General features: G+C 26.8%; 22 protein-coding genes. 11 read left to right on the top strand and 11 right to left on the bottom strand.

What is annotated here, in order from left to right; translation table 11 throughout:
* The first annotated feature begins 61 nt into the window (after nt 1-61).
* Nucleotides 62-706, top strand: a complete 645-nt coding sequence (locus HRT41_14110; GenBank protein NQY25157.1) for an NAD(P)H-dependent oxidoreductase — start codon at nt 62-64, stop codon at nt 704-706.
* Between the two features lie 31 nt (nt 707-737).
* On the opposite strand, the gene HRT41_14105 is transcribed toward HRT41_14110, so the two are convergent.
* Nucleotides 738-1,985 carry a diguanylate cyclase gene (locus HRT41_14105; protein ID NQY25156.1) on the bottom strand — a complete coding sequence of 416 codons (1,248 nt, stop codon included), beginning with the start codon at nt 1,983-1,985 and terminating at the stop codon, nt 738-740.
* Between the two features lie 159 nt (nt 1,986-2,144).
* Between HRT41_14105 and HRT41_14100 the strand changes: the two genes are divergently transcribed.
* Entirely contained in the window at nt 2,145-3,752 is a 1,608-nt protein-coding gene (locus HRT41_14100) for an ATP-binding cassette domain-containing protein (protein ID NQY25155.1), read from the top strand.
* 22 nt (nt 3,753-3,774) lie between these two features.
* Here the strand turns inward: HRT41_14100 and HRT41_14095 are convergent, their stop codons facing one another.
* The 3 genes from HRT41_14095 to HRT41_14085 form a co-directional block, all read right to left on the bottom strand.
* On the bottom strand, nt 3,775-4,251 hold the full coding sequence (locus HRT41_14095; protein NQY25154.1) for an acyl-CoA thioesterase: 477 nt from the start codon (nt 4,249-4,251) through the stop codon (nt 3,775-3,777).
* A 121-nt stretch (nt 4,252-4,372) separates the two neighbouring features.
* Nucleotides 4,373-6,322, bottom strand: a complete 1,950-nt coding sequence (ligA, locus tag HRT41_14090) for an NAD-dependent DNA ligase LigA (GenBank protein ID NQY25153.1) — start codon at nt 6,320-6,322, stop codon at nt 4,373-4,375.
* Nucleotides 6,323-6,377: 55 nt separating this feature from the next.
* Nucleotides 6,378-7,076, bottom strand: a complete 699-nt coding sequence (locus HRT41_14085) for a class I SAM-dependent methyltransferase (protein ID NQY25152.1) — start codon at nt 7,074-7,076, stop codon at nt 6,378-6,380.
* Nucleotides 7,077-7,313: 237 nt separating this feature from the next.
* On the opposite strand from HRT41_14085, the gene HRT41_14080 reads away from it, so the two are divergent.
* The 7 genes from HRT41_14080 to HRT41_14050 all read left to right on the top strand — a co-directional run bounded on the left by HRT41_14080 (nt 7,314) and on the right by HRT41_14050 (nt 15,115).
* Nucleotides 7,314-8,411, top strand: a complete 1,098-nt coding sequence (locus HRT41_14080; GenBank protein ID NQY25151.1) for an ABC transporter substrate-binding protein — start codon at nt 7,314-7,316, stop codon at nt 8,409-8,411.
* Nucleotides 8,412-8,415: 4 nt separating this feature from the next.
* Entirely contained in the window at nt 8,416-10,326 is a 1,911-nt protein-coding gene (locus HRT41_14075; protein ID NQY25150.1) for a hypothetical protein, read from the top strand.
* Nucleotides 10,327-10,387: 61 nt separating this feature from the next.
* Nucleotides 10,388-10,753 (top strand): YbgC/FadM family acyl-CoA thioesterase, encoded by a 366-nt coding sequence (locus tag HRT41_14070; GenBank protein ID NQY25149.1) that lies wholly within the window; start codon nt 10,388-10,390, stop codon nt 10,751-10,753.
* Nucleotides 10,750-11,232: a hypothetical protein gene (locus HRT41_14065; GenBank protein ID NQY25148.1), complete on the top strand. Its 483-nt coding sequence runs from the start codon at nt 10,750-10,752 to the stop codon at nt 11,230-11,232. The genes HRT41_14070 and HRT41_14065 overlap by 4 nt, the downstream gene beginning before the upstream one ends.
* A gap of 59 nt (nt 11,233-11,291) precedes the next feature.
* Nucleotides 11,292-12,539, top strand: a complete 1,248-nt coding sequence (locus HRT41_14060) for a M48 family metallopeptidase (GenBank protein ID NQY25147.1) — start codon at nt 11,292-11,294, stop codon at nt 12,537-12,539.
* Entirely contained in the window at nt 12,532-13,839 is a 1,308-nt protein-coding gene (locus HRT41_14055; protein NQY25146.1) for a DNA recombination protein RmuC, read from the top strand. Before HRT41_14060 ends, HRT41_14055 begins: the two co-directional genes overlap by 8 nt.
* Before the next feature lie 64 nt (nt 13,840-13,903).
* Nucleotides 13,904-15,115, top strand: a complete 1,212-nt coding sequence (locus tag HRT41_14050; GenBank protein ID NQY25145.1) for an EAL domain-containing protein — start codon at nt 13,904-13,906, stop codon at nt 15,113-15,115.
* Here HRT41_14050 and HRT41_14045 read toward each other — a convergent pair.
* Nucleotides 15,098-15,784: a DUF2461 domain-containing protein gene (locus tag HRT41_14045; GenBank protein ID NQY25144.1), complete on the bottom strand. Its 687-nt coding sequence runs from the start codon at nt 15,782-15,784 to the stop codon at nt 15,098-15,100. The genes HRT41_14050 and HRT41_14045 overlap by 18 nt on opposite strands.
* 79 nt (nt 15,785-15,863) lie before the next feature.
* On the opposite strand from HRT41_14045, the gene HRT41_14040 reads away from it, so the two are divergent.
* Both HRT41_14040 and HRT41_14035 read left to right on the top strand, forming a co-directional pair.
* Nucleotides 15,864-16,205 (top strand): hypothetical protein, encoded by a 342-nt coding sequence (locus tag HRT41_14040; GenBank protein NQY25143.1) that lies wholly within the window; start codon nt 15,864-15,866, stop codon nt 16,203-16,205.
* A 171-nt stretch (nt 16,206-16,376) separates the two neighbouring features.
* Complete coding sequence (locus HRT41_14035; GenBank protein NQY25142.1) at nt 16,377-18,308, top strand: EAL domain-containing protein; 1,932 nt, start codon at nt 16,377-16,379, stop codon at nt 18,306-18,308.
* Here HRT41_14035 and HRT41_14030 read toward each other — a convergent pair.
* The 6 genes from HRT41_14030 to ccsA all read right to left on the bottom strand — a co-directional run bounded on the left by HRT41_14030 (nt 18,305) and on the right by ccsA (nt 25,546).
* Entirely contained in the window at nt 18,305-18,895 is a 591-nt protein-coding gene (locus tag HRT41_14030) for a membrane integrity-associated transporter subunit PqiC (protein NQY25141.1), read from the bottom strand. The genes HRT41_14035 and HRT41_14030 overlap by 4 nt on opposite strands.
* Nucleotides 18,892-19,791, bottom strand: coding sequence for an MCE family protein (locus HRT41_14025; protein ID NQY25140.1), 900 nt, complete (start codon nt 19,789-19,791; stop codon nt 18,892-18,894). The genes HRT41_14030 and HRT41_14025 overlap by 4 nt, the downstream gene beginning before the upstream one ends.
* Entirely contained in the window at nt 19,781-20,521 is a 741-nt protein-coding gene (locus HRT41_14020) for an ATP-binding cassette domain-containing protein (protein ID NQY25139.1), read from the bottom strand. Before HRT41_14020 ends, HRT41_14025 begins: the two co-directional genes overlap by 11 nt.
* On the bottom strand, nt 20,522-21,604 hold the full coding sequence (locus HRT41_14015) for an ABC transporter permease (GenBank protein ID NQY25138.1): 1,083 nt from the start codon (nt 21,602-21,604) through the stop codon (nt 20,522-20,524).
* Nucleotides 21,597-22,733, bottom strand: a complete 1,137-nt coding sequence (locus tag HRT41_14010; protein NQY25137.1) for a hypothetical protein — start codon at nt 22,731-22,733, stop codon at nt 21,597-21,599. Before HRT41_14010 ends, HRT41_14015 begins: the two co-directional genes overlap by 8 nt.
* A 92-nt stretch (nt 22,734-22,825) precedes the next feature.
* Nucleotides 22,826-25,546, bottom strand: coding sequence for a cytochrome c biogenesis protein CcsA (ccsA, locus tag HRT41_14005; GenBank protein NQY25136.1), 2,721 nt, complete (start codon nt 25,544-25,546; stop codon nt 22,826-22,828).
* Nucleotides 25,547-25,601 lie beyond the last annotated feature (55 nt).

Below are 25,601 nucleotides of genomic sequence, written 5' to 3'. Positions count from 1 at the left end.
GTATCGTAATGATATTTTAATACTAAAGAGTGTATACTTACTTAGAAATAAAAGGACCAAAATGCAAAAAGAAACAAATAAAACGATATTCAATGAAGCAATGGATTTTAGACATGCTTGTAAAGTTTTCGATGATACAAAAGAAATTGAAGAAAGTGACTTTAATTATATTCTAGAAGCAGGACGTAAATCACCATCTTCTTTTGGAATGGAACCTTGGAAGTTTTTAGTAATTAAAAACGAAGAACTTAAAGAAAAGATAAAAGAAGTGTCTTGGAATCAAGTTCAAGTTACAAGTGCTAGTGAATTAATAATTGTACTTGCCAAAATTTATGATGTAAAACCTGAGTCAAGTATTCCAGGTAAACGATTTGCTAGACGAGATATGTCTCAAGAACAATATGATTTTTACTTAAATTTATATGCCAATCATTTAAGTGATACTTTAAGTTCTGATTCAAATATTTATGCGTGGACTTCTAAACAAACATACTTAGCCGTAGCTAATATGATGACAGCAGCTGCTAGTATTGGAATTGATTCTTGTCCTATAGAAGGTTTTGAGAAAGAGAATCTTGAAAAAGTATTAGGTCTTGATACGAGTAAGTACCAAGTATCAGTAGTCCTTCCTTTTGGATACAGAATTAATGAACAAAGTTCTCAATTAAGACTTAGCTCTAGTGAAGTTGTTGAAATAATTAAATAAAGAGTCAAAAATAAGTATTAGTAATTAATACTTATTTTAAAAGAATTACTTTATTTCTTCCTGTTTCTTTTGCTTCATATAAAGCAAGATCTGCTTGTTTCAACATGTCTTCAAATGAAGAAGCAAAAGAAGTGGTAAGTCCAATAGAAACAGTAAATTTAAGTTTTAAATCCTCAATATTTATAATTGTTTCTTCAAATGCTTTTCTGATTTCTTCATAAAGTTCTAATATTTCTCTTTCATTGATGTTTTTACTAATAATACAAAACTCTTCTCCACCGACTCTGGATATTAAATTATTGTTATCCAAAAACGTATTTAAAATCTCAGGAATATGTTTAATGGCGATATCTCCCACATCATGACCATATTGGTCATTTATATTTTTAAACTTATCAATATCAATAATCGCACAAGAAAGATAACTGTCTACTTTTTTTGCTTTTTCGTAAATTTTTCTTCCTTTTTCAAACAAATAACGTCTGTTATACATTCCTGTCATATAATCCTTATTTGCTCGATCCCTGCTTTGTTCAAAAAGTTTTATAATGTCAAGATTAGAATTTACTCTTGCATAAAACTCTTCGTCTGAAAAATCTTTGTAAATAAAATCATTGGCACCGTATTTCAAAAATTTTGCAACGATTTCTTTATCTGTTATTGAAGATAAAGCAATAATTGATATCTCATCTTTTTTGTATTTTTTTCGCATTAATGCAGTAAGTTCTAGGCCATTCATTCCTGGCATTATGTAATCAACTAATATTAACTTGATTTTATTTTTACTTTTCATGATTTTTATTGCATCTTCTGCGCAAGATGCTAAAATTGTATTGATATTGTATTTTTTACATAAGTGTTTTATTTTTGCCGAAAAAGATCTGGAATCATCAACTACTAATACATCAACTTTTGAATTGTCTATAAATCTTTGCACAACATAAGCCGTATAATCAAGAGAATAAGCGCCATTTTTAATTACATAATCAATTATAAAATCATGTTTATATAAAGGATTATTTTTGTCGTATTGTTTGGCTGTTAAAATGATACTGGGAATAGAAAATTTTTCCATAAATAGTATTATTTCTCCATCAGGAGCATCTGGTAAACCTAAATCTAAAATAGCAATATCAAATTTACCTTTTTCTTGAAGTAAAAGATTGGCACATTCTTGTTTTGATTTTGCCGTAAATATTTCTAAAGGACTTATATGTTCTAATACAGAAACCAATCCTTGCAACAACGTTATGCTGTCATCTACAATAAGTATTTTCAAGTTTAGCCTTTGTAGTTATTTAAGAATTATTATATAGTTATTTATTTTAAAAACTTCCACTGTTTTTAAATTAAATTTTAATAAGAAGTATTTATTTGCCTTATGGAAAACTTAGATATTTTTGGATATAATCGCCTTTTATTAAACAATGGAGATTTTATGGTACAAACAGTTAATCTTAAAAAAGCTTACGGCTCAAGAGTTTTATTTCAAGATATTAATGTCAAGTTAGATTCAGGGAAAAGATATGGTTTAATCGGCGCAAATGGTGCTGGAAAAACTACATTTCTTAAAATATTATCAGGTATTGAAGATGCTACAGATGGTGAAGTTCAAGTTCAAAATGGTAAAAAAATTGGAACCTTGGGGCAAAATCAATTTGCGTACGAAGAGTATTCAATTTTTGATACCGTTCTTTTAGGAAATAAAAGACTTTATGATGCAATTAAAGAAAAAGAAAAACTGTATTTAGAAGAATATACGGATGCAATTGGAGATAAATTAGGTGAATTAGAGATTATTTGCTGTGAAGAAGATCCAACGTATGAATACGATATTAAAATCACAAAAATTCTTGAAGATTTAGGTTTTCCTGCTTCAAAACAAAATGATTTAATGTCAAGCATTACAGGTGGAGATAAGTTTAAAGTCTTATTGGCACAAGTTTTATACCCAAAACCAGATGCATTATTTTTAGATGAGCCTACGAATAACTTGGATATTGCAACTATTGGATGGTTAGAAAACAGACTTCAACATCATGATGGAACAATGGTTGTTATTTCTCATGATAGACACTTTTTAAATGCTGTTTGTACAAATATTTTAGATGTTGATTATAAACAAATCAGAGAATTCTCAGGTAACTATGATGATTGGTATATAGCTTCAATGGTAATTGCTAAACAAAATGAAAAAGATGTTAACAAAAAATTAAAAGAGAAAGATGAATTAGAAAAATTCATTACACGATTCTCTGCAAATGCTTCAAAAGCAAAACAAGCAACATCAAGACAAAAACAACTTGACAAACTAAATGTTGGGTCTATCAAGGTTTCTTCAAGAAGAGATCCTGCTATTATCTTTAAACAAAAAAGAGAAGTTGGAAAAGAAATTCTAACACTTAAAAATGTAAGCAAATCTTTTGATGGAAAAGTTGTATTAAATGACATTACTTTTACTGTTGAAAAAGAAGATAAAATAGCTGTTATTGGGCCAAATGGTATTGGAAAAACTACATTATGTGAAGTAATGGTTGAAAATATCAAAGCAGATTCTGGTGATATTTTATGGGGAGCTACTATTCAAAATGGTTATTTTCCTCAAAATGCTACGGATTTAATTGAAGGTGATATTACTTTATACGATTGGTTAAGAGCTTTTGATAGAGATGCAGATATTTCTGAAATTAGAAACTGTTTAGGACGAATGTTATTTAATGGTACTGAGCAAGAAAAACAAGTAAAAGCGTGTTCTGGTGGTGAAAAACACAGAATGATGCTTTCTAAAATTATGTTAGAACAACCCAACTTTATGATTTTAGATGAGCCTACAAATCATCTTGATTTAGAAGCTATTATTGCACTTGGAGAAGGACTATTGGCTTATGCTGGTTCTGTTATTTGTGTATCTCATGATAGGGAATTATTAGATGTATATGCTAATAGAATTATAGAAATTCAAGCAGATGGATCAATTATTGATTTTAAAGGTTCTTACGAGGAATTTTCAGAATTAAAGTCAAGTCAAGTAAATAAAAAGAAGTAACACTTCTTTTTATTTTAATAATTTATCGTATATGAGTAATTGACTTAGCTTCAATTCTAGCTTCTTTACGTCTAATAGCATCTTTATATCTTCTTTTGTCATCGTCTGTTTCAATAGGAAGTTTTGGTACTGGTGTTGGATTTCCTTTTTCATCTACTGCAATCATGGTAAAATAACATACATTTGTATGTTTTGTCTCTCTGTTTTTTACATCTTCTGAAATAACTTTTATTCCTATCTCCATTGAAGTTCGTCCTGTATAATTAACAGATGCATAAAAGGTCACAAGTGAACCAATTTTAATAGGATTTTGGAAAAGTACCATATCAACAGATAAAGTAACTGCATACATCCCTGTATATCTTGCCGCACAAGCATAAGCTACGTGATCAAGCATTTTTAATATTTCACCACCATTGACATTGTCGCCAGAGAAATTTGCTTTATCTGGTGTCATTAACATAGTCATGGCAAGTGATTTTTGGTCTTTTTGAATCATTCTTCGCCTTTAAAAAGTATTAAGATATATTATAGAACAAAAGTAATAATATGACTTGATTCAAATATAGTATTCACTTTATTCGCATAAAAAAGATGAAAAAGTAACAGTATAAAGTACTTTACTTCAATAATTCTCTCATTTGTGTTTCACTTATTGTATTTACTTTTAACAATAATGCTTTATCGTATTTAGAACCCGCATCTTCTCCATAAATTAAGAAATCCGTTTTTTTAGATACGGAAGAACTTACTTTAGCTCCTAAGTCTTCTAGGTCTTTTTTTATCAAACCTCTGCTTACACTCATTGTTCCTGTAATAACTACCGTTTTAGCTTTAAAAGGGTTTTCAGCTGCTTCAATTCTTTGCTCAATTTTAGGATTAATAATTGAAAATAACTCTTTAATCAAGGTATCATTAACCCGCATAAATTCTAAAAATGAATTAACCATTTGTTCCCCAAAACCCTCAATACTGATAAGTTTTTCGTAGGTGAGAGAAAAAAGTTCTTCTCCAAAACCTAAGGCTATTTCTTTTGAAGCTACTTCCCCTATATGTTCAATTGCTAAGGCGTTTATTAACCTATGTAACTGGGTACCTTTTGTATCTTTTATAGCCTTTAATAAATTATTAATTCTTTTTTCTTTAAAACCTTCTAAAGAAATTAAATCATTAAATTCTAAAAAATATAAATCTAAGATGTCTTTTATTTTTTTCTCTTTTACTAGTATTTCAACAATTTTAATACCCAAACCATCAATATTCATACAGTTTTTTGAGGCAAAATATATAATGCTTGTTACTACTCTTGAACTGCAATCAAGATTTTGGCACTTAATTAATATACCTTCATCTAATAATTCACTTTGGCAATTGGGACACTCAACTGGCCTTTTTATAGGAACTGAGCTAGAATCTCTTCTCTCTTTAAATACTTTTGTAATTTTGGGAATAATATCTCCACTTTTTATAATGATAACTTCATCGTTTATCCTTAAATCCAAACGCGCAATTTCATCATAATTGTGTAAAGATGCTTTCTCAACAGTTGATCCATCAATTAAAGTAGGTTCTACTAACGCTACAGGAGTAATAACACCTGTTCGTCCTATTTGTTGAATGATATCAATTACTTTTGTTGTTTTTTCAACAGCTGGAAATTTATAAGCACATGAATATCTTGGAAATTTTACGGTATGTCCTAGTTCTTCTTGTATTTCTAGATTGTTGATTTTTATTACCATTCCATCTAACATCATGGGTATTTTTTCTCTTTTTGCAATTATTTCATGATAAAGTTTTTCAATACCTTCTACTGTTCTTGTTTTAGTAAGCATGGGAGGTTTGACAAAACCAAGTGTATAAATATATTCCATTAAAGATGAGTTTGTTTTAAAGGAAAGCTTATGTTGTCCTACACCCCATACATTAAAAAACAGTTTTCTTTTGGCTGTAATTTTGGGATCAAGTTGTCTTAATGAACCAGAAGCAGCATTTCTTGGATTTGCAAACATTGCTTCATTGTTTTTAGCCCTGTCTTCATTTATTTTTTCAAAATCAGCTTTTTTTATAACAATTTCGCCTCTTATTTCAATTAAAGACTTTTCTTTTATTTCCAAAGGAATTGAGTGAATAGTTATAACATTGTTTGTAATATCTTCCCCAATACTACCATCACCTCTTGAGATGGCTTGTTTTAAAAAACCATTTTCATAAATTAAATTTAATGATGCCCCATCAAATTTTGGTTCACAATAAAATTCAAGATCAGTACTTACTTTTTTGGCCCTTTTAATCCAATCTATTAATTCTTGTGTGTTAAATACATCTTCTTGTGACCACATTCTACTTAAATGATCGGCTTTATTAAAGCCCTCAAGTACTTTACCTCCAACACGATTATTAGGAGTATTCGCGTTGGCATGAGAAGGGTTTTGTTTTTCATAGGATAAACAAAGTCTGGCTAAACTGTCATATTCTTCATCACTTGCTTGTGGGTCATCTTGAACATAATAAGCGTAGGCCCAAGATATAAGTTTTTCTATATTTTTATTGTATTCATTTTGTGTCATATTTTTTCTTCATAATTGATTTTTTTTATTGTATCTAAAATGTTTTACTCTAGGCTTAGATTTTTTGTAAAATATCTACCCTAAAAGGTTTTAGAAATTCTGCTTTATCATTCTTAGAATATTCAAGATATTTTTCTTTGATTTTTAAGTAAAGTTCTTCTTTTAATTCATTGTTGTTATAGGATTGATTAATATGTTTAAGACTAAATTCTTCAAATGAATTATAACTTATTTCAGCATTAAAAAATATCTCTTGAAAGAGTTTAAATTTTTCTTCTTTCACCGCTTGTTCTATGCTTAAAAAAGCTTCTGCTCTTACTTCTTTTTCATTATGAAACATAGCAATTAATTCATTGTGTTTTCCTTTAAAAAGTGGCTCAGAAATATATAATAATCCATTGGGTTTTAAAACTCTTTTTATTTCACTCAAAGCCTGTTTCATTAAATTTTTAGGTATGTGATGAAAAGATTTGAACATGAATACCATATCAAAAGTCTCATCATTGAAGCCTAATTCTTCTGCACCATAAGGTTTGTAAATAATACCATCATTATTAAGTAAGTTTTTCTTATGTTGTATTATATCTATTTCACAAGCATATATACTTCTATCAAATCCATTATTTTTTATTTCTTTAGTGATTTTGGCATTGCCGCAACCTAAGTCTAAAATACATTTATTGTTTAAATTGAGTGTTTCTACTAAATACATTTCATTAAATGTTTGTATTATTTCTTCTTGAAATTCTTTCATATTGAACCTTCTTTTTATATATAACAGTATATAAAATTTGCTCTAATAAAATAGAATTAAAAAGCCAAAGCTAGGAATTATTGGTTTTTTGTTACAAAAGAATCCACAAAAAAAACAGTTTTCTAAAAAAAGACAATATTTTTTTTAAAAACTTATATTAAATTAATTTAATATCATTATACTTTCTCATAATAAAATTATTAATCTTTTATATCTATAGTAAAAGGAGTTTTTAAGATGTATCTAAAATATTTTTTTCTATTTACTTTATTGTTAAAATCACTTTTTGCCCAGGATTCTTTGCATATTGCCGGTATTTTTTCTCATACTGGAAAAGCAGCAAAAGGAAATTTTTATTCTATTGAAGCTCTTAGAATTACTGTAAATTTGATAAACAAAACCGGCGGTATTTTAGGAAAACAAATTATTCTTCATGAACTAGATAACAAAAGTACGGCTTTAGGCTCCATGCAAGCTGCCCTAAAAGCAGACGAGTTAAAAGTCTCTGCTGTTATTGGTTCTGTTTGGAGTTCTCATAGTATTGCAATGGCTAAGATATTACAGGATAAAAAAATTCCTATGATTTCTAACTTTTCAACCAATCCAGCTTTGAGTAAAATAGGAAATTTTATTTTTAGAGTGTGTTATGTGGATATCTCACAAAGCAAAGCTCTTGCCAAATTTATCTCTACTTCTTTAAAAGCAAAAACGGTTATTGTTTTAGAAAATATTTCCAGTAACCATTCTATTTCTCTAAATAAAGAAATTCAAAAAAGTTTTAAGAATTTTAATATTAATATTTTAGATGTTCTAAAATATAATAAAAGTACCAGTAATTTTAAAAATATTATTGCTGTTATCAAAGAAAAAAAACCCGATATTGTTGTTTTAAGTGAGAAAAGTTTTAAAAGTGCTTTATTGATTGAACAAGCTTATGATATGGGGCTGTCAAAAATATTTGTTGGTTTTGATTCTTGGAGTAAGATTATGTATGAATATTCCAATAAGATTAATGGAAATTATTTTGTAACCCATTGGCATAAAGACAATAACAATGAAATATCAAAAAAAATATTGCCTCAATTAACAAAAATTCAAGGTTCTGGAGCACTTCTGACTTATGATGCGGTGATGCTTTTAATGGATGCCATCAAAAGAACAGAATCTTTTGATCCTTTAAAAATACAAAAAGCTTTACTTTTAACCAAAAACTTTAAAGGTGCTACAGGAAATATAAGTTTTGATATAAATGGTGACCCCGTAAATAAAGATAAAATTATAGTAAAGTTCGTAAATAATAAGGTTTCTTATGTTGAAACCATAAAAAGCTTTTGAATTTATGAAAAATACACTAAAACAGCAATTTTCCTATAGTTTATTATTGTTATTTATTATTTTATGTCTTATTTTTGTGCTCTTTTTGAATCCATTGAAAAAAGAATTAGAAGCGAAAGTTTTTGCTAATATAAATGTTTCTGTTCAAAGTTTTATGAAGTTAAGTTCTGGCATTTTAATCAATGATTTTATTTTAAAACAATATGACTCTATTAAAGCAACCTGTATGGATTTGCAAAGTCTTGATGGAATACTTCATATTGCTGCTTTTGATGAACAGAATGTTTTAATCTATCAAAACAAACAAGCTTCCTCTTTTGATATAAAGTATTTTGATAAAAAAAATACTTTATATTTTGATGAATATCAGTTTATGTACCATGGAAAAAGAGCCATTGCTTTTGAATATGACATTAGAGCTATCAATAAAACATGGGGAAAATTAGTTATTTATTATTCAGTAGATGAATTTGTATCTTTAATGAGTAAAATTGAATTATTTGTGTATGTTTTTTTGTTTTCTTTAATCCTTATCATTTTTATTTTAATCAATACTTTGTTAAATAAGTTAATCATTCATCCTATTCGTATTATTTCAAAACAAATGAAAAATATGAATAACAGTATTTTATACACTAAGATAACATTAAACAATAAAAATGAGATTGGCGACATGGCAAGTGCTTTTAACGAACTTTTTTTTAAAAATAAAATATTAATTCAAGAATTACAAGACAATAATTTGGGTTTAGAAGCAAAAATAAAAACAAGGACCTTAGAATTAGAGGCACACAACGATAAATTATTACTCACAAAAGAAGCTTTAAATACGCGCATAAATGAGTTTCATGCACTTATTAACTCCACTCTTGAAGCCCTGATTGTATTTGAAAATGATAAATGTACCGAAATCAACTATGAATGTTTAAAACTATTTGGTTTTGATTCTAAAGTAGAAGTTTTGGGTAAAAAACCTGCTTATTTTATTGCAAAACAATCGCAAGGTTTAGTTTTAACAAACAGTATAAAGAAGTACAGAGATTCTTATGAAGTTTTTGGTGTCAAAAAAAATGCAGAAACATTTTGTATGTTATTAAAAGAAGATATTTTTATTTCGTCAAAGAAAAAATTCAAAATACTTGCAATTTTAGATTTAACAGAAGTTAAAAACAGAGAAAAAACCTTATCTCTTAATTTAAAATTAGCATCTATGGGTGAAATGCTTGAAAATATTGCACATCAATGGAGACAACCCTTATCAGCAATTTCTGTAGCTGCCAGTGGAATGGAGCTACAGCATGAATATAAATTTTTAGATGAAAAACAATTTAGAGAATCTATTCGTATCATCTTAAGCAATACGAAACAATTATCACAAACTATTGATACTTTTAGAGATTTTTTTAAAGCAAAAAATGAAAACATTATTTTCAATTTAAAAAAAACCTTTCTTAAAACACAAAAACTAATTTTCTCAAAATATGAAGAGTCGAATATAAAACTGATTTTAAACCTAGAAGATGTAAATATTACGGGGAATGAAATAGAATTAATGCAAATTTTCTTAAATATTTTGAACAATTCAAAAGAAGCTTTTGTTCATGGGGGAAAAGAATATAAACGTTTTGTTTTTATTGATATTATTAAAGAAAACGATTTTGCCATTATTTGCATAAAAGACAATGCTTTGGGCATTAAAAAAGAGTTTCTGGAAAGAATCTTTGAGCCTTATTTTACAACTAAAAAACAACATTTGGGTACAGGTACTAGTTTATATTTAGGCAGAGAAATTATATCAAAACAGTTTAAAGGCAGTATAGAAGTCAATAACATCACTTACGATTACGAAAAAACAGTGCATCAAGGCTGTGTGTTTAAAATAAAATTACCTATTAATAACAATCCTAGTATCTAATTAGCTTATCTTAACCCTAGAATAGTATACTGAAGACAAGAATAGAAATAGGATTATTTTAATGAAAATACGAATATATTATGAAGATACCGATGCCGGTGGAGTTGTTTATCATACGAATTATATAAAATTCTGTGAAAGAGCCAGATCAGAGCTTTTTTTCTCAAAGAACTTAAGTCCTCAAAAAAATAATAATGAATTTTTTGTTGTAAAAAAAATCGAATGTGATTTCATAAAACCTGCTGTTTTAGGAGATATAATTGAAGTAAAAACTACCTTAGTTAAACGAAAATTTACTTCTTTGCTATTACAACAAGATATCTATAGAGATGATGTTTTACTGTTTAAAGCAAGTATTCTAGCTGTTTATGTAAAAGATTTAAAACCTTTTCGTATTCCTGATGATATGTATGAAGTTTTAGCATGAGACTTTTAATAAGTTTTTTACTGTTTGTTGTGTTTTTTACTAATATTAATGCAAGCGATAAACTTTTTTTTCTTCCTGGTGACAAAGAAGCGGTAAGTGCAAGATTATTAAAAGAAATCAATATTTCTAGAAAAAGCATTTTAATTGTGATGAATGAGTTTAACTACAAAAAGATTGCTATAGATTTAATTAGAGCAAAAAAAAGAAAAAACTTAGATATTACAGTGTATTTAGACTTTAATAAAAACAATAAGAGCAGTATTGTAAACTTATTAAGAAAAAATAAGATAGATGTGAAATTAATTAGAACAAGAATGAATGCTTCTTTTATTTTATTTGACAAGGATGTATTAATGTTTGGAAGTCTTAATTTAAATAAAAATGCTTTTAAAGGAAACTACGAAATAATTATGTTCTCTGATGATTCAAAAAACATAAATAAAGCACAATTATTTTTACAAAAAACGTTAAAAAACTAAAATCATAAGCATTGTTTATTTAGCTTTGCTATAATACAAAAAATACCTAAGGATTGTATGTGTTAGAATATTTTATTATTGCTTATTGTATATATTTTACAGTAAATATTTATACTTCATTTATGCAAGTTGCTTTTATAAAAAAAGCAAAAAAATTAAAACCTGTTATCTTGGATGAAACAAGATATGAAATAGCTGGGAATTACGCGATTGAAAAAGAAAAAATGACGATTCTTTCCTCTTTTTATGAATTTATCATCTTTTTTGCGTGGATTTCTTTTGGTCTTGAATTTTTAGATTCAAGTATAGTAATTGAGAGTTTGTGGCTTAAAGCAGTGATTTTTGTGAATATATTTATTATTATAAATTCTATTTTATCTATGCCTTTTGAAATATATAAAGTTTTTTCTTTGGATAAAAAATATGAATTTTCCAATATGACGGTTTCTTTGTATATAAAAGACACCATTAAAAGTACGCTTTTATTTTTAGTCTTTGGATCTGCTGTAATTGCCGGAATTTCACTGATTATTGAACATTTGGCTTTTTGGTGGATTTGGGGTTTTGTTTTTATTTTCTCTGTAATTATTTTAATTAATATGTTATATCCTATTATTAGAGATAAAATGTTTGATAAATTTGAGTCTTTAAAAGACAAAGAGCTTGAAGAAAAAATTGAAAAATTATTACAAGCGGTTGATTTTAAAAGTTCAGGTGTTTTCTCAATTGATGCTTCCAAACGTGATAATAGATTAAACGCTTATTTTGGAGGATTAGGAAGTACTAAACGAGTTGTTTTATACGATACTTTGATAGAAAAATTAAGTCACAATGAATTATTGGCTGTTTTAGGCCATGAATTAGGACATTTTAAAAATGGAGACATTCTTAAAAATATAGGAATCATGGGTTTAATTATGTTTGTATTTTTTGCTTTTTTTGGAAATTTAAGTGAAGAATTATTTTTACAAATGAAACTAAACAATGAACCTTACTCTATAATTATTGTATTTTTAATGTTTTCACCTATTTTTTCATTTTTTTTGATGCCTTTAATTTCCTTGATTTCCAGACACAATGAATATGCAGCAGATGAATTTGGTTCAAAACTACAAAGTAAAGAAGACCTAGTGAATGCTTTATTAAAACTTGCAAATGAAAACAAATCTTTTCCTTTAGCACATCCTTTATATATTTTCTTTTATTATTCACATCCGCCATTAACTGAGCGTTTTAAAGAACTGGGACATGATATTCACAAAGACGACAATAAAGCAGATAAAGGTGTTAATACAGACAATGCTTAAAAATGACTTTCTTATTTTAGCACTTGTTTTAGTATTTTCTTTTTTGCTTATTTGTCTTCTTTTTAAATTGTTGTATGACAAAAAAATACAAAAAAAACTTTTTGAATATGAACTAAATATACAAAATCTACATAATACCTATAAACAAGAGTTAAATAAGTCTGCTTCTTTATTAAAAGAAAAAGACTTTGAAATAGAAGCTTTATCTTCTAAATATGAAGAAAAAGAAAAGTACTATAATAAGATTCAAGAAAATGAACAAAATTCTTATGCTCAAAAACTCTTATTATTAGAAGAATCTAAATTAGAAATCAAAAAAGAATTTGAATTAATTTCTTCAAAAATTTTTGATGAAAATACAAGAAAATCCAATGATAATTTATCCTTAGTTCTTACACCCTTAAAAGAACAATTAGCAGGCTTTAACCAAAGAGTTAATGCAATCTATATAGAAGAAACAAAACAAAGATCGTCTTTGTTAAACGAGATTAAAACACTAAAAGATTTAAATTTAAAAATATCGGATGATGCAATCAATTTAACAAAAGCTTTAAAAGGTGAAAATAAAACCCAAGGGGATTGGGGCGAAATGATATTGTCTAAAATTTTGGAGCAAACGGGTCTTAGAGAAGGTATAGAATACAGCACCCAAGGTTCTTATACTTCAAATGACGGGAAACGCCTAAGACCAGATGTAATTGTACATTTACCTCAAAATAAAGACATAGTGATTGATTCTAAAGTTTCATTGCTTTCTTATAGTAAATATATTGAACATGATAAAAAAGAAGACAAAGTATTCTACGAAAAAGAGTTAATAAAGTCTATTTCAAAACATATTAAGGACTTAAGTTCTAAAAAGTACGAAGATATAAAAGCCGTAAATTCTTTGGATTTTGTGCTCTTGTTTATTCCAATTGAAGGTGCATTTATGCTCGCAACCTCAAAAGATTCTGTTTTATTTCAAAATGCTTTTGAACATAATATTATGCTGGTTTCTCCTTCTTCTTTGTATGTTAGTTTACGTACAATTGAAAATATCTGGCGTTATGAGCATCAAAATGAAAATGCCCTGCTAATTTCTAAAAAAGCGGGACAATTATACGATAAGTTTTATTCTTTTGTAAAAGATATGGAAGATATCGGACTGCATATAAATAGAACACAAAAATCTTATGAAGCTGCCACTAATAAGTTATCACAAGGAAATGGAAACTTAATTAAACGCAGTGAAGAATTTTTAAATATGGGAGTAAAACCAAAAAATATAATTTCTTCAAATACTTTAAATAATAAGTAAATAACTTTTAACTTTATTTTAAGTGATTTATTGATATCCTTTACATAGAAAATAGGGTATTGTAATGGCTAAAATAAATAATATTTATAAAAACAACGAAAATAAGCTCAAAGATAGTATAGAAAAAGTAAATTTGTCCTTATTAGTACTTGTATCTGTAAAAGACTTTAATATGATAAAACAATTTTATGCCAAAGATAAAATTATGGACATAGAAATCTGTTTTTCAAAAAAACTTCTAGAACTTCAAAATCATAAAAAATTGTTTGATAAAACATATATTTTAGGTGAGGGTATCTTTGCATTAATATGTGATTTATGTTCATTTAATACCTTAAAAAAAGAATTACTTGGTTTTTTTGATGAATTTGTTGAAAAAGTAAATGAATCTTATTTGTTAATTGAAAATTCAAAGTATGATTTAAATATAGATTTATCTTATGCAATAGGCAAGTATAAACTATTTGCTGATGCAAAACAAGGTTTAAAAGAAGTACGGAAAAGACAAAAAAATGTTTATTATGCCAATGATTCTTCTTATATACCTAAATATTATCCAAGCATCAAAAAAACGTTAATTAAAAATAAAACAAGGTTTAAATCTTATTCTTTATTTTCTTATTGTATTCCTATTATCAATAATAGGAATAATAAAGCAGAATATTATGAATATTTTCTTGATTTAAAAGACAGTAATAACAATATTCTTAGTCCTTATAATTATCTACTCTTAATGCATAAAGAAGATGAAAAACAAGGCGTATCAAAAGATCTACTTGAATACTCTTTTAAAATACTTACAAATACGAAAGGATACTTAAATATTGACTTGTGTTTAAGTGATATAGAAAACATTGAAATGCGGGCTTATATTTATCTTTTACTTTATGAGAATAAAAAATACTGTCATAATATTGTATTTAATTTATTAGAAGAAAATAAAATAAATGATTTTTCCCTTATCAAACGTTTTATCCTAAAAGTAAAAGAGTTCGGTGTTAAGTTCTCTTTGAATAAATTCATTCATTCATCTGCTTCTTTTGAGCGCCTTCTTTTATTTGATCCTGATATTATAAGAATTGATGAGAGCTTAATTAATAGCTTGTATACGAATTATTTTTCTAAACAGTTCTTAAAAACAGCCAATGAATTTGCAAGAGCACAAAATATTAAAATGATAGCACCTTATGTAAAAAATGAAAAAAATATTGTTATTTTACAAGAATTAAAAATTCCTTATTCACAAGGAAAAAGAATTTTAGGATACAAGGCTTAGTTCATATAACCAATTATGCAAGGGCAAACATTCTTCATAAAACTTATAATTAGATGTAATAATTTTTTTTGAAAAAAACGTTTTATTTGGTTTATGGGTTTTATAAGCAAAAAGACAATTGTACAAAGAAAGATAAGCCAAATCATCTTCTTTTTTGAAACCTAGAGGATAACGCTTATAATATGTTGGAGAAATTTTTATTCCTTTGCATGATAAATCTTTTAATATAGAATCTAATTCTTGTGCATTTTTTTCTATTTTAATATATTCTCTATAGGCTTGTAATAAGTCTTTTTTAAAGGTTCTTATTCCACTTGCTAATAAAACTTCGCTAGAGGTGTATTGCATATAAAATGAAGCAGATTGCATTCTGTGTGCATTGCCTTGCCAAAACATTAATCCTATCTTTGTTTTAATAGGTGTTTTATCTTTTGAAAAGCGTACATCTCTGTAGATTTTGAATAATGAGCCTGATACTTTAGGAATTGCTTTAATATTTGGAACCAAAGCAATTAAATGTTCACCCATTTCTTCAATATAAGCAATATTTGGCTCTAGTATGACTTCTTTCCAACGATGTCTGTTTTCTTCAAACCATATTTTGTTGTTATTGTGTTTTATTTCTTCTAAAAATTCTAATGCTTCTTTTTTGAAACCATTAAATAGCATTTTTTTTCCTTATTTTGAAGAATAAATTATATCCAAAGAAGTATTTGATATAATTTGATAATTAAAACATGGAGATACAATGTCATACGAAGAAATATTTATCTTAGGTTGGAATTTAAATGCACTAATGTTTGTAGCGAACTTATTATTGGCATTTAAAGTCATTTCAACAGCAGACAAATCAAAGTTGCAAGAAGAAAGTGAAGAATTAAAAGAACTAAAAAATAAGTTGGATTTTTATTATCCTTATCGTACATATACAACACTGTTGGCATATCTGGTTCCTTTTACTGCTTGTTTTAGGATAAGTTATAAAATTTTTGAAATGTATTTATTTATACAAAAAAATGTTGATGCAAAAATGTTTGATTATATGGTATATAAGTATAAAGAAGAAATATCAAGAGCTGAAAATAAATAACTATGCAAATTTTTTTACTATATCTGTTATTATTAAATAATAAATAGTTACATCTACCTACTTAAAGTATATTGACAGTAATATAAGTTTATTTTATATTACTGTCAAGGTTGTTTTATAATAATTTTGATATAATAACAAAAATAAATATATTCTAGGGATTGTATTACTATGCTTAAAAATACAGATTGTTTATTAATATTACTTTTAGGAGATTTTAAAAACTCTCGTATGTTTAATACAATCTCTAGAAATTTTAAGAATATACTTAAGTGTAATTCTTATGAAGATGCACTTTCTCTTATGAAAAACAATCGTATTGATCTTATTATTTGTGAAAATAAAAAAGGTTCCTCTCTCTTTTCTTTTTTAGAAAAAGAACAGAAACATATACAAAAACAATTATTATTTGTTCTGAATTATGATTTAGATACAAGTGAGCTTTTAAAAAGTATAGAATTAAAGCTAGATGCTTATTTGCTTGATTCTTCCAGTAAAAAAGAGTTTTTTGATAAAATTTCTCCCATTATAAATAGTTATTTAAAGATCAATAGTAAAGTTTTAGGTGAATATTACGACAGTTCAAATAAAAACATTTCTTTGTTTAAAATAAATCAAAAAGGTATTATTACTTATGCAGATGATAATTTTTGCTCCTTAAGTCAATACTCAAGAAAAGAATTAATTGATACGAACTTAATTAATTTAAAGCATAAACTTATATCAAATGATGAATTTAATATGATTTGGAATAATATTAATAATAAGAACTGGAAGGGTATTTTACGTCTTAGTACAAAACAAAAGGATAGTTTTTGCAATAAAGTTTATATTGTTCCTGTACATGATATAAATAATACGCTTACTGAGTATATATGTTTTTCTCATTGCATAGATGATTTTGTAAGTGACGAGGATGAACTAAAAAGTAAAATTGAGAGCAATAATTTATCTGTTCTGGCTCTTATTTCTATAGAAGAGTATAAAATTTTGGAAAAGTTTTATTCTTCTGAATTAATAGAAAGAATAGAAAAAAATTTCAAAGAAAATCTTTTATTAAATTCTGAGCATAAAGAAATGTTTTCTAAGGTATATGCTCTTGGAAAAGGAAGGTTTGCAGTTATTTGTGCTTTTAATGATTATATGGAAACACAGAAAAACCTTAAAGTGTATTTTGATAATTTTGTTGATATTATTAATTCAAGAGTGCTTTTTATTGATGAAACGGAATATGATTTAAATATTGTTCTTTCTTATTCTTTTGGAAAATATATGTTATTTGAAGACGTTACTCAAGGTTTAGAAGAAGCTATAGTTGGAAATAAAAGTGCTTTTAACTCAAGCGATGCTTCTATAAGAGGATTAAAACTAGCAAAAAATACAGAAATAATACAAATGGTTAAAATTGCACTGGATAATTATAATATTATTCCTTATTTTCAACCCATTATAAATAATAAAACTGAAAAAATTGAAAAATATGAATCTTTAGTAAGGCTTATTGATGAAAACAACAGAGTACTTTCTCCTGGTGAGTTTTTGAATGTAACAAAAAAGAGTGAGTTTTACTCTCAAATTACTAGAAGAGTATTGGAAAATTCATTCAAAATTCTGGAAAAAATAAATACAAGTATTTCAATTAATTTATCTGCCCTTGATATTGAAAAAGAGCTTACGAGAGAGCTTGTATACTCTTTGTTAGAGAAATACAAAGAACATTCCCATAAAATTGTTTTTGAGCTATTAGAAGATGAAGAAGCAAAAGACTTTACTGTTATTAAAAAGTTTATTAGAAGGGTGAAAAAAGAAGGAGTGAAAATAGCCTTAGACGATTTTGGAAGTGGTTATTCATCTTTTGAGAGAGTTTTACTTTACGAACCTGATATAATAAAAATTGATGGCTCTTTAATTAAAAATATAGAATACAGTGATTCTTCTAGAAACCTTGTAGAAACTATTGCAATTTTTGCAAAAAAACAAAATATTAAAACCATAGCTGAATATGTTGAGAATGAAAAAATCTTTAATATCTTAAAAGAGATTGGAATTGATTATTCTCAAGGTTTTTATTTTGGAAAACCAGAAGATTTAAAACTGAGTTAATTATTATTTAACTCTTCTTTTATCCATAGGTTTAGGTCTTTTACATATAGATTACTTAATAGATTTAAATCCACTACTGTACTATTCGCATTCTCTCCTTGGGTTTCTTTTTCATAAGAGAACTGTTTAAATACTGTTTTTTTGTTTGCTTTATTTTCTAAATAATTATTGATTTTTATTGATACATAACTTTTATTATTTATATAAAACTGTTTAAAATCTAATATTAAACCTTGTAATCTGTACGTGGTTTGTGCTTTTATATAAGAAGATTTAACCAAATAATACTCATTACTTAAGTTTTCAATAATCATGCTTTGCAACATTTTTGATGGTTTATCACTCCATTTGCTCAAAGCATAATTTTCTTGAGAAAGATTTTCATTTTTATAAACAATATTGAGACTGTTTAAACTACCTAAGGATTTGGGCTCAATTATTTCTATACTTTCTTTTATTTTGTTTTTAAACAATGTTTTATTATTTAACATCAAAGAATAAGTGTCATAAGAAGACACTTCCTGGGTAATACTAAGACATGAACTAAACAATAATGATAAACTTGTTAAAAGTAGTATACGAATCATTTTATTTCTCCTGGACCATATTTAATATCTCTTACTTGAAAAACTTTTCCCATATCGTTTGAAATAGTATCAATTTTCTCATCAACATTTAACATTAAATTCTCAAACTTATCTAAAGTAGCATTAATATTATTTGAATTATTGTTGGCATTTTTCAAGGTAGTTTTAATTTGATTAATCAAAGATTTGATATCTTCTTTCATTAAAGAGTTTATTTCTTGCGTTGCTTCTTTCATATTGTTTAAACCAATAGAAATATTTGATATATTTTCTTTTGATAAAATACTATCAATTTTTTCAAGAAGTAGATCAAAATTTATTTGTTCTTTATATAAGTGTTTTGTTGATATATTAATATTTTCAACGATTTCTTCAACATTTAAAAGAGTTTTTTTACTGATTAATACATTTAATTTTTCTAAAATTCCATCAAATTTACTAACGATATCTCCTGCATCAGAGGTGATTTTATTGATAAAAGATTTTTTTAATGGAATAATACCAAATCCATTACTATTAAGCTCTAGTACATCTGAATCATGAGTTCCTCCCATTATTTCTATGTATTTATTTCCTGTAATTCCCTTGCTTTCAATGACAGCATAAGAATTCTTTTTTATAATAGTATAATCACTTACAAATAATAAGACTTCAATTTGTTCAATATTTGTTTTGTCAATTTTAATGGATTCTACTTGCCCAATATCCAAACCTTTATATGAAACAATAGAGTTTTTTTGCAAACCGCTAATGGAATCTTTTACATATATTTTATAATATTTTAAGTTGCTTTTGTCAATATCATAGCGTGCTAACCATAATATAAATAAAATAATCCCAATAAAAAATGAGAGTACAAATATACCAACTATTGTGTATGAAACTTTATTTTCCAAATATATCCTTATTCTTTAAAAATTTATTTATCTTTAAATTATTTTCTTTTAATGCTTTTTCATAAGAACCATTAAATAAGATTTTGTTTTCATCCAAAATAATAAAACGATCCAAGGTACTTTTAATTGTATCTAAATCATGCGTAATTATGATTACACTCAAATCAAGTAAGTCTCTTAGATTTAATATCAGTTCATCAAAAGCTCTTGCGCTTGAAGGGTCTAATCCAGAGGTTGGTTCATCTAAAAAAAGTATTTTAGGATCCAATACCAAAGCACGTGCAAGAGCTACTCTTTTTTTCATTCCTCCGCTTAATTGTGAAGGCATTAAAGAGGCTGTTTTAGTATCAAGACCTACCATTTTTATTTTTGTGTAAGCAATGTCATATATTAAGTCTTGAGGCAAAGAGGTATGTTCTTTTAATAATACAGAGATATTATCAATTACATTCATTGAAGAAAATAAAGCACCAAATTGAAAAAGCACTGACCATTTTTTACAAATATCTTCTCTCTGCTTAAAATTAAGTTTTTTAATATCTTTTTCAAATATATTAATATGTCCACCTTGTATTGGCTCAAGAAGAATCATTTGCCTTAACAAGGTTGACTTTCCGCTCCCACTTCCACCTAAAATTCCAAATATTTCTTTATCATTAATGTCAAAACTTATATTATCGTGTATTATATTTTTATTAAATACAGTACTTATATTTTTTACTTGAATCATCTAAAATCCAATTGTAATAGAAAGGTAAGAGATAATTGAATTAACAACTATTAACCAAAGAATAGAATCTACAACAGATTTAGTAGTAAGCATTCCAATGGAAGCTGTACTTCCTCTTACTTGCAACCCACGATAACAACCAATAATACCAATAATTAGGCCAAATAAAGGAGCTTTTACCATGCCTAATAAAAAATGTCTGACTTCTACATAATTATATATTCTTGTAATAAACTCAGAAAAACTCATGGATAAATAAAACTTTGCCAATAAAAATTCTCCTAATAAACAGACCATATCTGCAAAAAATACGATTAATGGCATAATGATAACAAGTGCAAATACTCTGGGTAAAATAAGGTAAATATCAGGTGCAAAACCCATGGTTCTCATGGCGTCAATTTCATCTGTTATTTTCATTGCTCCAATTTGGGCAGTATAAGAAGAAGCAGAACGGCCAGCTACAATAATAGCAGCTATAAAAGGTGCAAATTCTCTAAACATAGACATAGTTGTCATTTCAACTATTTGAAGACTTAAACCAAAAGTTTCTAGTTGAATCGCACCTTGATAAGCAGTAACAAAAGATATTAAAAGCATAGTAATCGCAATTATAGGAATAATTCTAAAACCAGCTACTTCAATGTGGTAAATTACAGCTTTAAAGCGTATTTTTGAGGGATGCAATAAAGAATAAAAAAGATAAAAATTCAATCTTCCTACAAAATATAAAAATCCCAGAAAGTTATTGTAAAATTCTAAAATACTAAGCGTAATATTATGAAAGATATTTTTCTTTTTTTCTTTTGAATAAGAATGTTTTTCATAGTTTAAACTATAAAAATCCAACATTTTTTTATGTTTTTTAGAAATATTTATTATTTCTATCGCGCAATGATTTTTTTCAAGTTTTGTGATATATTGAATAAGTAAAATAATACCACTGGAGTCAATCTTTTCCAGATTAGTGAATGAAAAAGTGACAGTATTATTGCTGATATTCTTCAAGCTTTTTTCTAATAGAAAAATTTTTTCATTTAAGGTGTATTTTTCCCAAATACCATTGATATCAATATTAATCATTACAGTACCTTATGATATCTCTAAGTGTTTCATTGATTTTACCTAAGTTAAAATCATCTGTATTCGCGTCTTTTAAATGTAAAAGATAAAGATTAAAAGCTAAAGATGCTGTTTTTATGTGAGGATATTTTACTTTTAATAAATTAGTCTCAAGACCACTAGGAAGATTTTGATTAGAAGAATTAAACAAATATTTATTATAAGTTTCTAAAATATTTTTTTCGAAAACATTATTCTTTTCTTCTGTAAAATATATTTTTTCATTTTTAGTTTCAAAACCATAGGTTTCACAAGTTTTTAATACTTTTTGAAGAAGTACTTGCACCGATGAGAAAGTAATTTGAACTTCAATACATTCATGATCGGTTCTAACAGCACTTAGGTGAATGTGCTCTTGAGAATTATCATAATTAAATTTACTATTAGAAAAATTAAGCATAAAATCAATGATTTCATCACTGTAAATATTCATATATTCGCTTTTTGCATCAACTTTTTCTATTAACATATTATTGTGTGTTTTTAAAGGACTTATATGGCACGCGATAATTGCTTTTGCTCCAAAGGGCAAATCCTGTGTATTAAAATCTAAAAGTTTAGCTTTGGCTTCTTTAATAGTAGATGATAATAATCTTATAAGATCACTTTTTTTATTTTCTTTGCTAAAAAGACTTATTTCATATAAATCAAGATTGTTTTTATTTTTAATAATTTTATTTTTATAATGTTTTGCATAAATAGTGTTTCTTATTTTTTGTGAGTTTAAACTAAGTATATAAGTAGAGCTAAGTTCTATATCTATTTGGGCTGCTTTAGTATTTTTATTTTCTATAAATAAAAATTCACAATCATTATGATTAGCCATTAGAAAGAACATACAGGAATAAACAATTGTATTTAAGCCAATATACGTATTATCTTTACTGTCTAGCGCATCATAGTGTACTTGTAAACATAATTTAGCTTTAGAGTTTTTTATTTTACATAGAATATTGTTGTTTTCATCTTTTGTAAAATTGTATTGATATTCTTTTGAGCAGTTTTTTAAATATTGCAAAAAAGAAGTGTGATTATTTGAACATTTTTCTATTTCTTTTAAGTCTTCAAAAATATCAAGAATATTTTTCAAATAATGTCCTTATTTTTCGCAATTATATCAAAAAAGTGATTAAAATTGTTTTTAAGAAGAAGACTTAATATACAATATTAAGTCTTTTTAAATTAATTATTTAGATTTCGTTTTCTTGATGCCAGAATTATAGTTAATAAAATGGTAGCAAAAGTATAGTACGTCCATGTAGGAATAGGTATAGGGTCACCTGTTGCATAAGAGTGTAATCCTGATAAATAGAAGTTAACGCCTACATAAGTCATTATAATAGACGAAAAAGCGAGTAGGGCAGCACTTGAAAATACAAAAGGATTATTAAAAGACTTAATAAATCTTAAGTGAATAACAATGGCATATACTATAATGGATACATAAGCCCATGTTTCTTTTGGATCCCAACCCCAGTATCTTCCCCACGATTCATTTGCCCAAATAGCTCCTAAAAAGTTTCCAATTGAAATTAGTGTTAAACCAATAATTAAAGCAATCTCTGTAATAGCTGCTAAGTGTTTAATAATTCCATCAAAGTGTTTTCTTTTTTCATTTCTAAAAATAAATAAGATCAATGAAGAAAAAGAAACAAAAGCTCCCAAACCAAAGAAACCATAAGATGCAGTTAAAATTGATACATGAATAGTCAACCAATAAGAGTTAAGTACAGGTACTAAGTTTGTTATTTGAGGGTTAACACCTGTTAAATGGGCTGTAAACATAAATATTCCTGCCATTATAATGGCTGAACTTAATGCAAGCAGAGAGCGTCTGAAAAAAGCAACTGCTGCAAACATAGAAGACCATGAAATATATAACATAGACTCATACGTATTTGTCCAAGGAGCATGTCCTGATACTACCCATCTTAATCCCATTCCAAAGGTATGGATAGAAAATAGTGCTATAGTGATGATTGTAAAGAATAAGGTAATTTTTTTGGCATTGATTTTTGGATTAAAGATCACAATAAATGCAGTGATAAGAATAATCACACCAAATACCATATATGCTATCGTTAATTTAAAGAAAATGTCTAATTTATCTAAAAATATTTCTCTCTCAACTGCTGCTTTACTTAATACAACATCAAAACCAACTTTATACTGATATTGTGATATTAAAGCCAAATATTTATCGGCTTCTGTATAATTTGCATTAGCAGTATTTGTAATAAACCCATTAACAAGGGTTTGCACTGCTGTTTGGTTCATGCCTTTAAAAGAGGTAAATGCTTCTAGAGGAGCATACCATTTATTATTTTCTTTTGATGATTTTTCTTGTGGAAAGATTTTGAACATATCTCCATTAAAAACCATATAAGCTACATTTAAGCGTTCATCAACTGCTATAATATCTCGCTCGTAAGTTCCACGTTCATTAGGACTTGTCATACTAGCTGTTTGTGATTCTTCTTGTAATAAATATTTTCCATCTTTAAATACATCTGAAAATGCGATATATTTACTTTTTACATCAAGACCAAGTATTTTTTTAAGTTTTGGTGTTTTTATGGAGATCATTTTTACATCTCTCCAAATTTCTGGTCTGCTTAACATACCCAATACTATTTGATTGTAATTTAAAGAAAATAAATTGTCTCTTCCTGAGAGTTTATTTACTATTTCTTTATTTAGAGCTTCAAGTGGTTTCATTCTTCCACCATTACTTTGTACAGTTAATTTTGCAAAGTTTTGTGATATATCTTTTGCATTTGTATTTAAGTCTTTTGCATATTTTATGAATACTTCTTGTTGTACAAACGGAAGTGTTTCTGCTTTAACATCCAATGCAGAAAAAGACAGTAAAGATAAAATTAGCGCATAAGCAATATTTTTTTCTTTTACCATTTTAGTAAGTTTACTAAAACGTGATTTTTTATCAAATAGGTTGAGTGTAAAACCAAGAATTAACATCATATAACCAAAATATGTTGGCCATTTTCCAGGATCATTATTAACAGACAAAACAGTACCTTTCTCATCGGGATCAAAAGAGCTTTGGAAAAATAAAAAGTTTCCTTCTTTTAACGTATTGTTCATAAATATTCTGTAATCATAAGGTTTTTCACCTTTTTTAATTACAGTAACTTCAGATGCATAAGAAGCAGGACTCATACTTCCTGGGTATCGTTCAAGTTGAAAGTCATTTAAACGAAGTGAAAATGGCAGTTTTAATGTTTTTGAACCATATTCCATTGTAATTAAGGTGTCACCAAAACTTACTGTTCTTGGTACTCCTTGAATTCCTCTTTTCCCTGGTAATTTAACTGTTTTTGTAATACCATTTAATGTAGCATCAACGGTTAAAATACTCATGTCATCTTTTCCTTTTTTAACATAAAAAAAGTTATTAAGAGTAACATTTAGAATTTTTTCATCAAAACTAATATCGTGAGAGAAGTGTTTGTCGCCAATTGCTCCAAATTCCATTGGAAATTCTTTGTAAAAACCTTTGTTTTTTAGTTTTATTCTAACTTGTAAATAAGGTTCTTGAGAGATCATAAGATTTGACGTTTCTCCTTCTCTTATATGAATAATACCTTCGTATCCCATGTATCTTGTAATTCCAGCACCTAATAAAATGACAAGAAAAGAAGAATGTATTAAAAACCTAGCAGGGACTTTCCACATTTTTCTTTTGTACATAATACAGGATAAGTTAATACTTATAAGTACGAAAACCATTTCATACCAAAGATGATTGAATACTAATACTCTTGCAGTAGAAGTTCCATAGTCATTTTCAATAAAAGTTGCAACTCCTGCACCAATAGCTAAGATTGCCAGTAAGGAGAGCGCTAGTTTAAAAGAGAAAAAAATATCAGTGATTTTGCTCACATATAGTCCTTTGTATATATATCATCTAAATAAAATCAATTATATAAAATTATTG

The organism is Campylobacteraceae bacterium, from assembly GCA_013215945.1.
Taxonomy (GTDB): Bacteria; Campylobacterota; Campylobacteria; order Campylobacterales; family Arcobacteraceae; genus NORP36.
Note: the sequence above shows the minus strand (reverse complement) of the source record. Positions and strands in the feature narration are given on the sequence as shown.

What these genes read in the sequence shown, in the direction of transcription:
- HRT41_14110 (NQY25157.1), top strand. Translation starts at nt 62, where the DNA reads ATGCAAAAAGAAACAAATAAAACGATATTCAATGAAGCAATGGATTTT.
- HRT41_14100 (NQY25155.1), top strand. Translation starts at nt 2,145, where the DNA reads ATGGTACAAACAGTTAATCTTAAAAAAGCTTACGGCTCAAGAGTTTTA.
- HRT41_14095 (NQY25154.1), bottom strand. Translation starts at nt 4,251, where the DNA reads ATGATTCAAAAAGACCAAAAATCACTTGCCATGACTATGTTAATGACA.
- ligA (NQY25153.1), bottom strand. Translation starts at nt 6,322, where the DNA reads ATGACACAAAATGAATACAATAAAAATATAGAAAAACTTATATCTTGG.
- HRT41_14085 (NQY25152.1), bottom strand. Translation starts at nt 7,076, where the DNA reads ATGAAAGAATTTCAAGAAGAAATAATACAAACATTTAATGAAATGTAT.
- HRT41_14080 (NQY25151.1), top strand. Translation starts at nt 7,314, where the DNA reads ATGTATCTAAAATATTTTTTTCTATTTACTTTATTGTTAAAATCACTT.
- HRT41_14075 (NQY25150.1), top strand. Translation starts at nt 8,416, where the DNA reads ATGAAAAATACACTAAAACAGCAATTTTCCTATAGTTTATTATTGTTA.
- HRT41_14070 (NQY25149.1), top strand. Translation starts at nt 10,388, where the DNA reads ATGAAAATACGAATATATTATGAAGATACCGATGCCGGTGGAGTTGTT.
- HRT41_14065 (NQY25148.1), top strand. Translation starts at nt 10,750, where the DNA reads ATGAGACTTTTAATAAGTTTTTTACTGTTTGTTGTGTTTTTTACTAAT.
- HRT41_14055 (NQY25146.1), top strand. Translation starts at nt 12,532, where the DNA reads ATGCTTAAAAATGACTTTCTTATTTTAGCACTTGTTTTAGTATTTTCT.
- HRT41_14050 (NQY25145.1), top strand. Translation starts at nt 13,904, where the DNA reads ATGGCTAAAATAAATAATATTTATAAAAACAACGAAAATAAGCTCAAA.
- HRT41_14045 (NQY25144.1), bottom strand. Translation starts at nt 15,784, where the DNA reads ATGCTATTTAATGGTTTCAAAAAAGAAGCATTAGAATTTTTAGAAGAA.
- HRT41_14040 (NQY25143.1), top strand. Translation starts at nt 15,864, where the DNA reads ATGTCATACGAAGAAATATTTATCTTAGGTTGGAATTTAAATGCACTA.
- HRT41_14035 (NQY25142.1), top strand. Translation starts at nt 16,377, where the DNA reads ATGCTTAAAAATACAGATTGTTTATTAATATTACTTTTAGGAGATTTT.
- HRT41_14030 (NQY25141.1), bottom strand. Translation starts at nt 18,895, where the DNA reads ATGATTCGTATACTACTTTTAACAAGTTTATCATTATTGTTTAGTTCA.
- HRT41_14020 (NQY25139.1), bottom strand. Translation starts at nt 20,521, where the DNA reads ATGATTCAAGTAAAAAATATAAGTACTGTATTTAATAAAAATATAATA.
- HRT41_14015 (NQY25138.1), bottom strand. Translation starts at nt 21,604, where the DNA reads ATGATTAATATTGATATCAATGGTATTTGGGAAAAATACACCTTAAAT.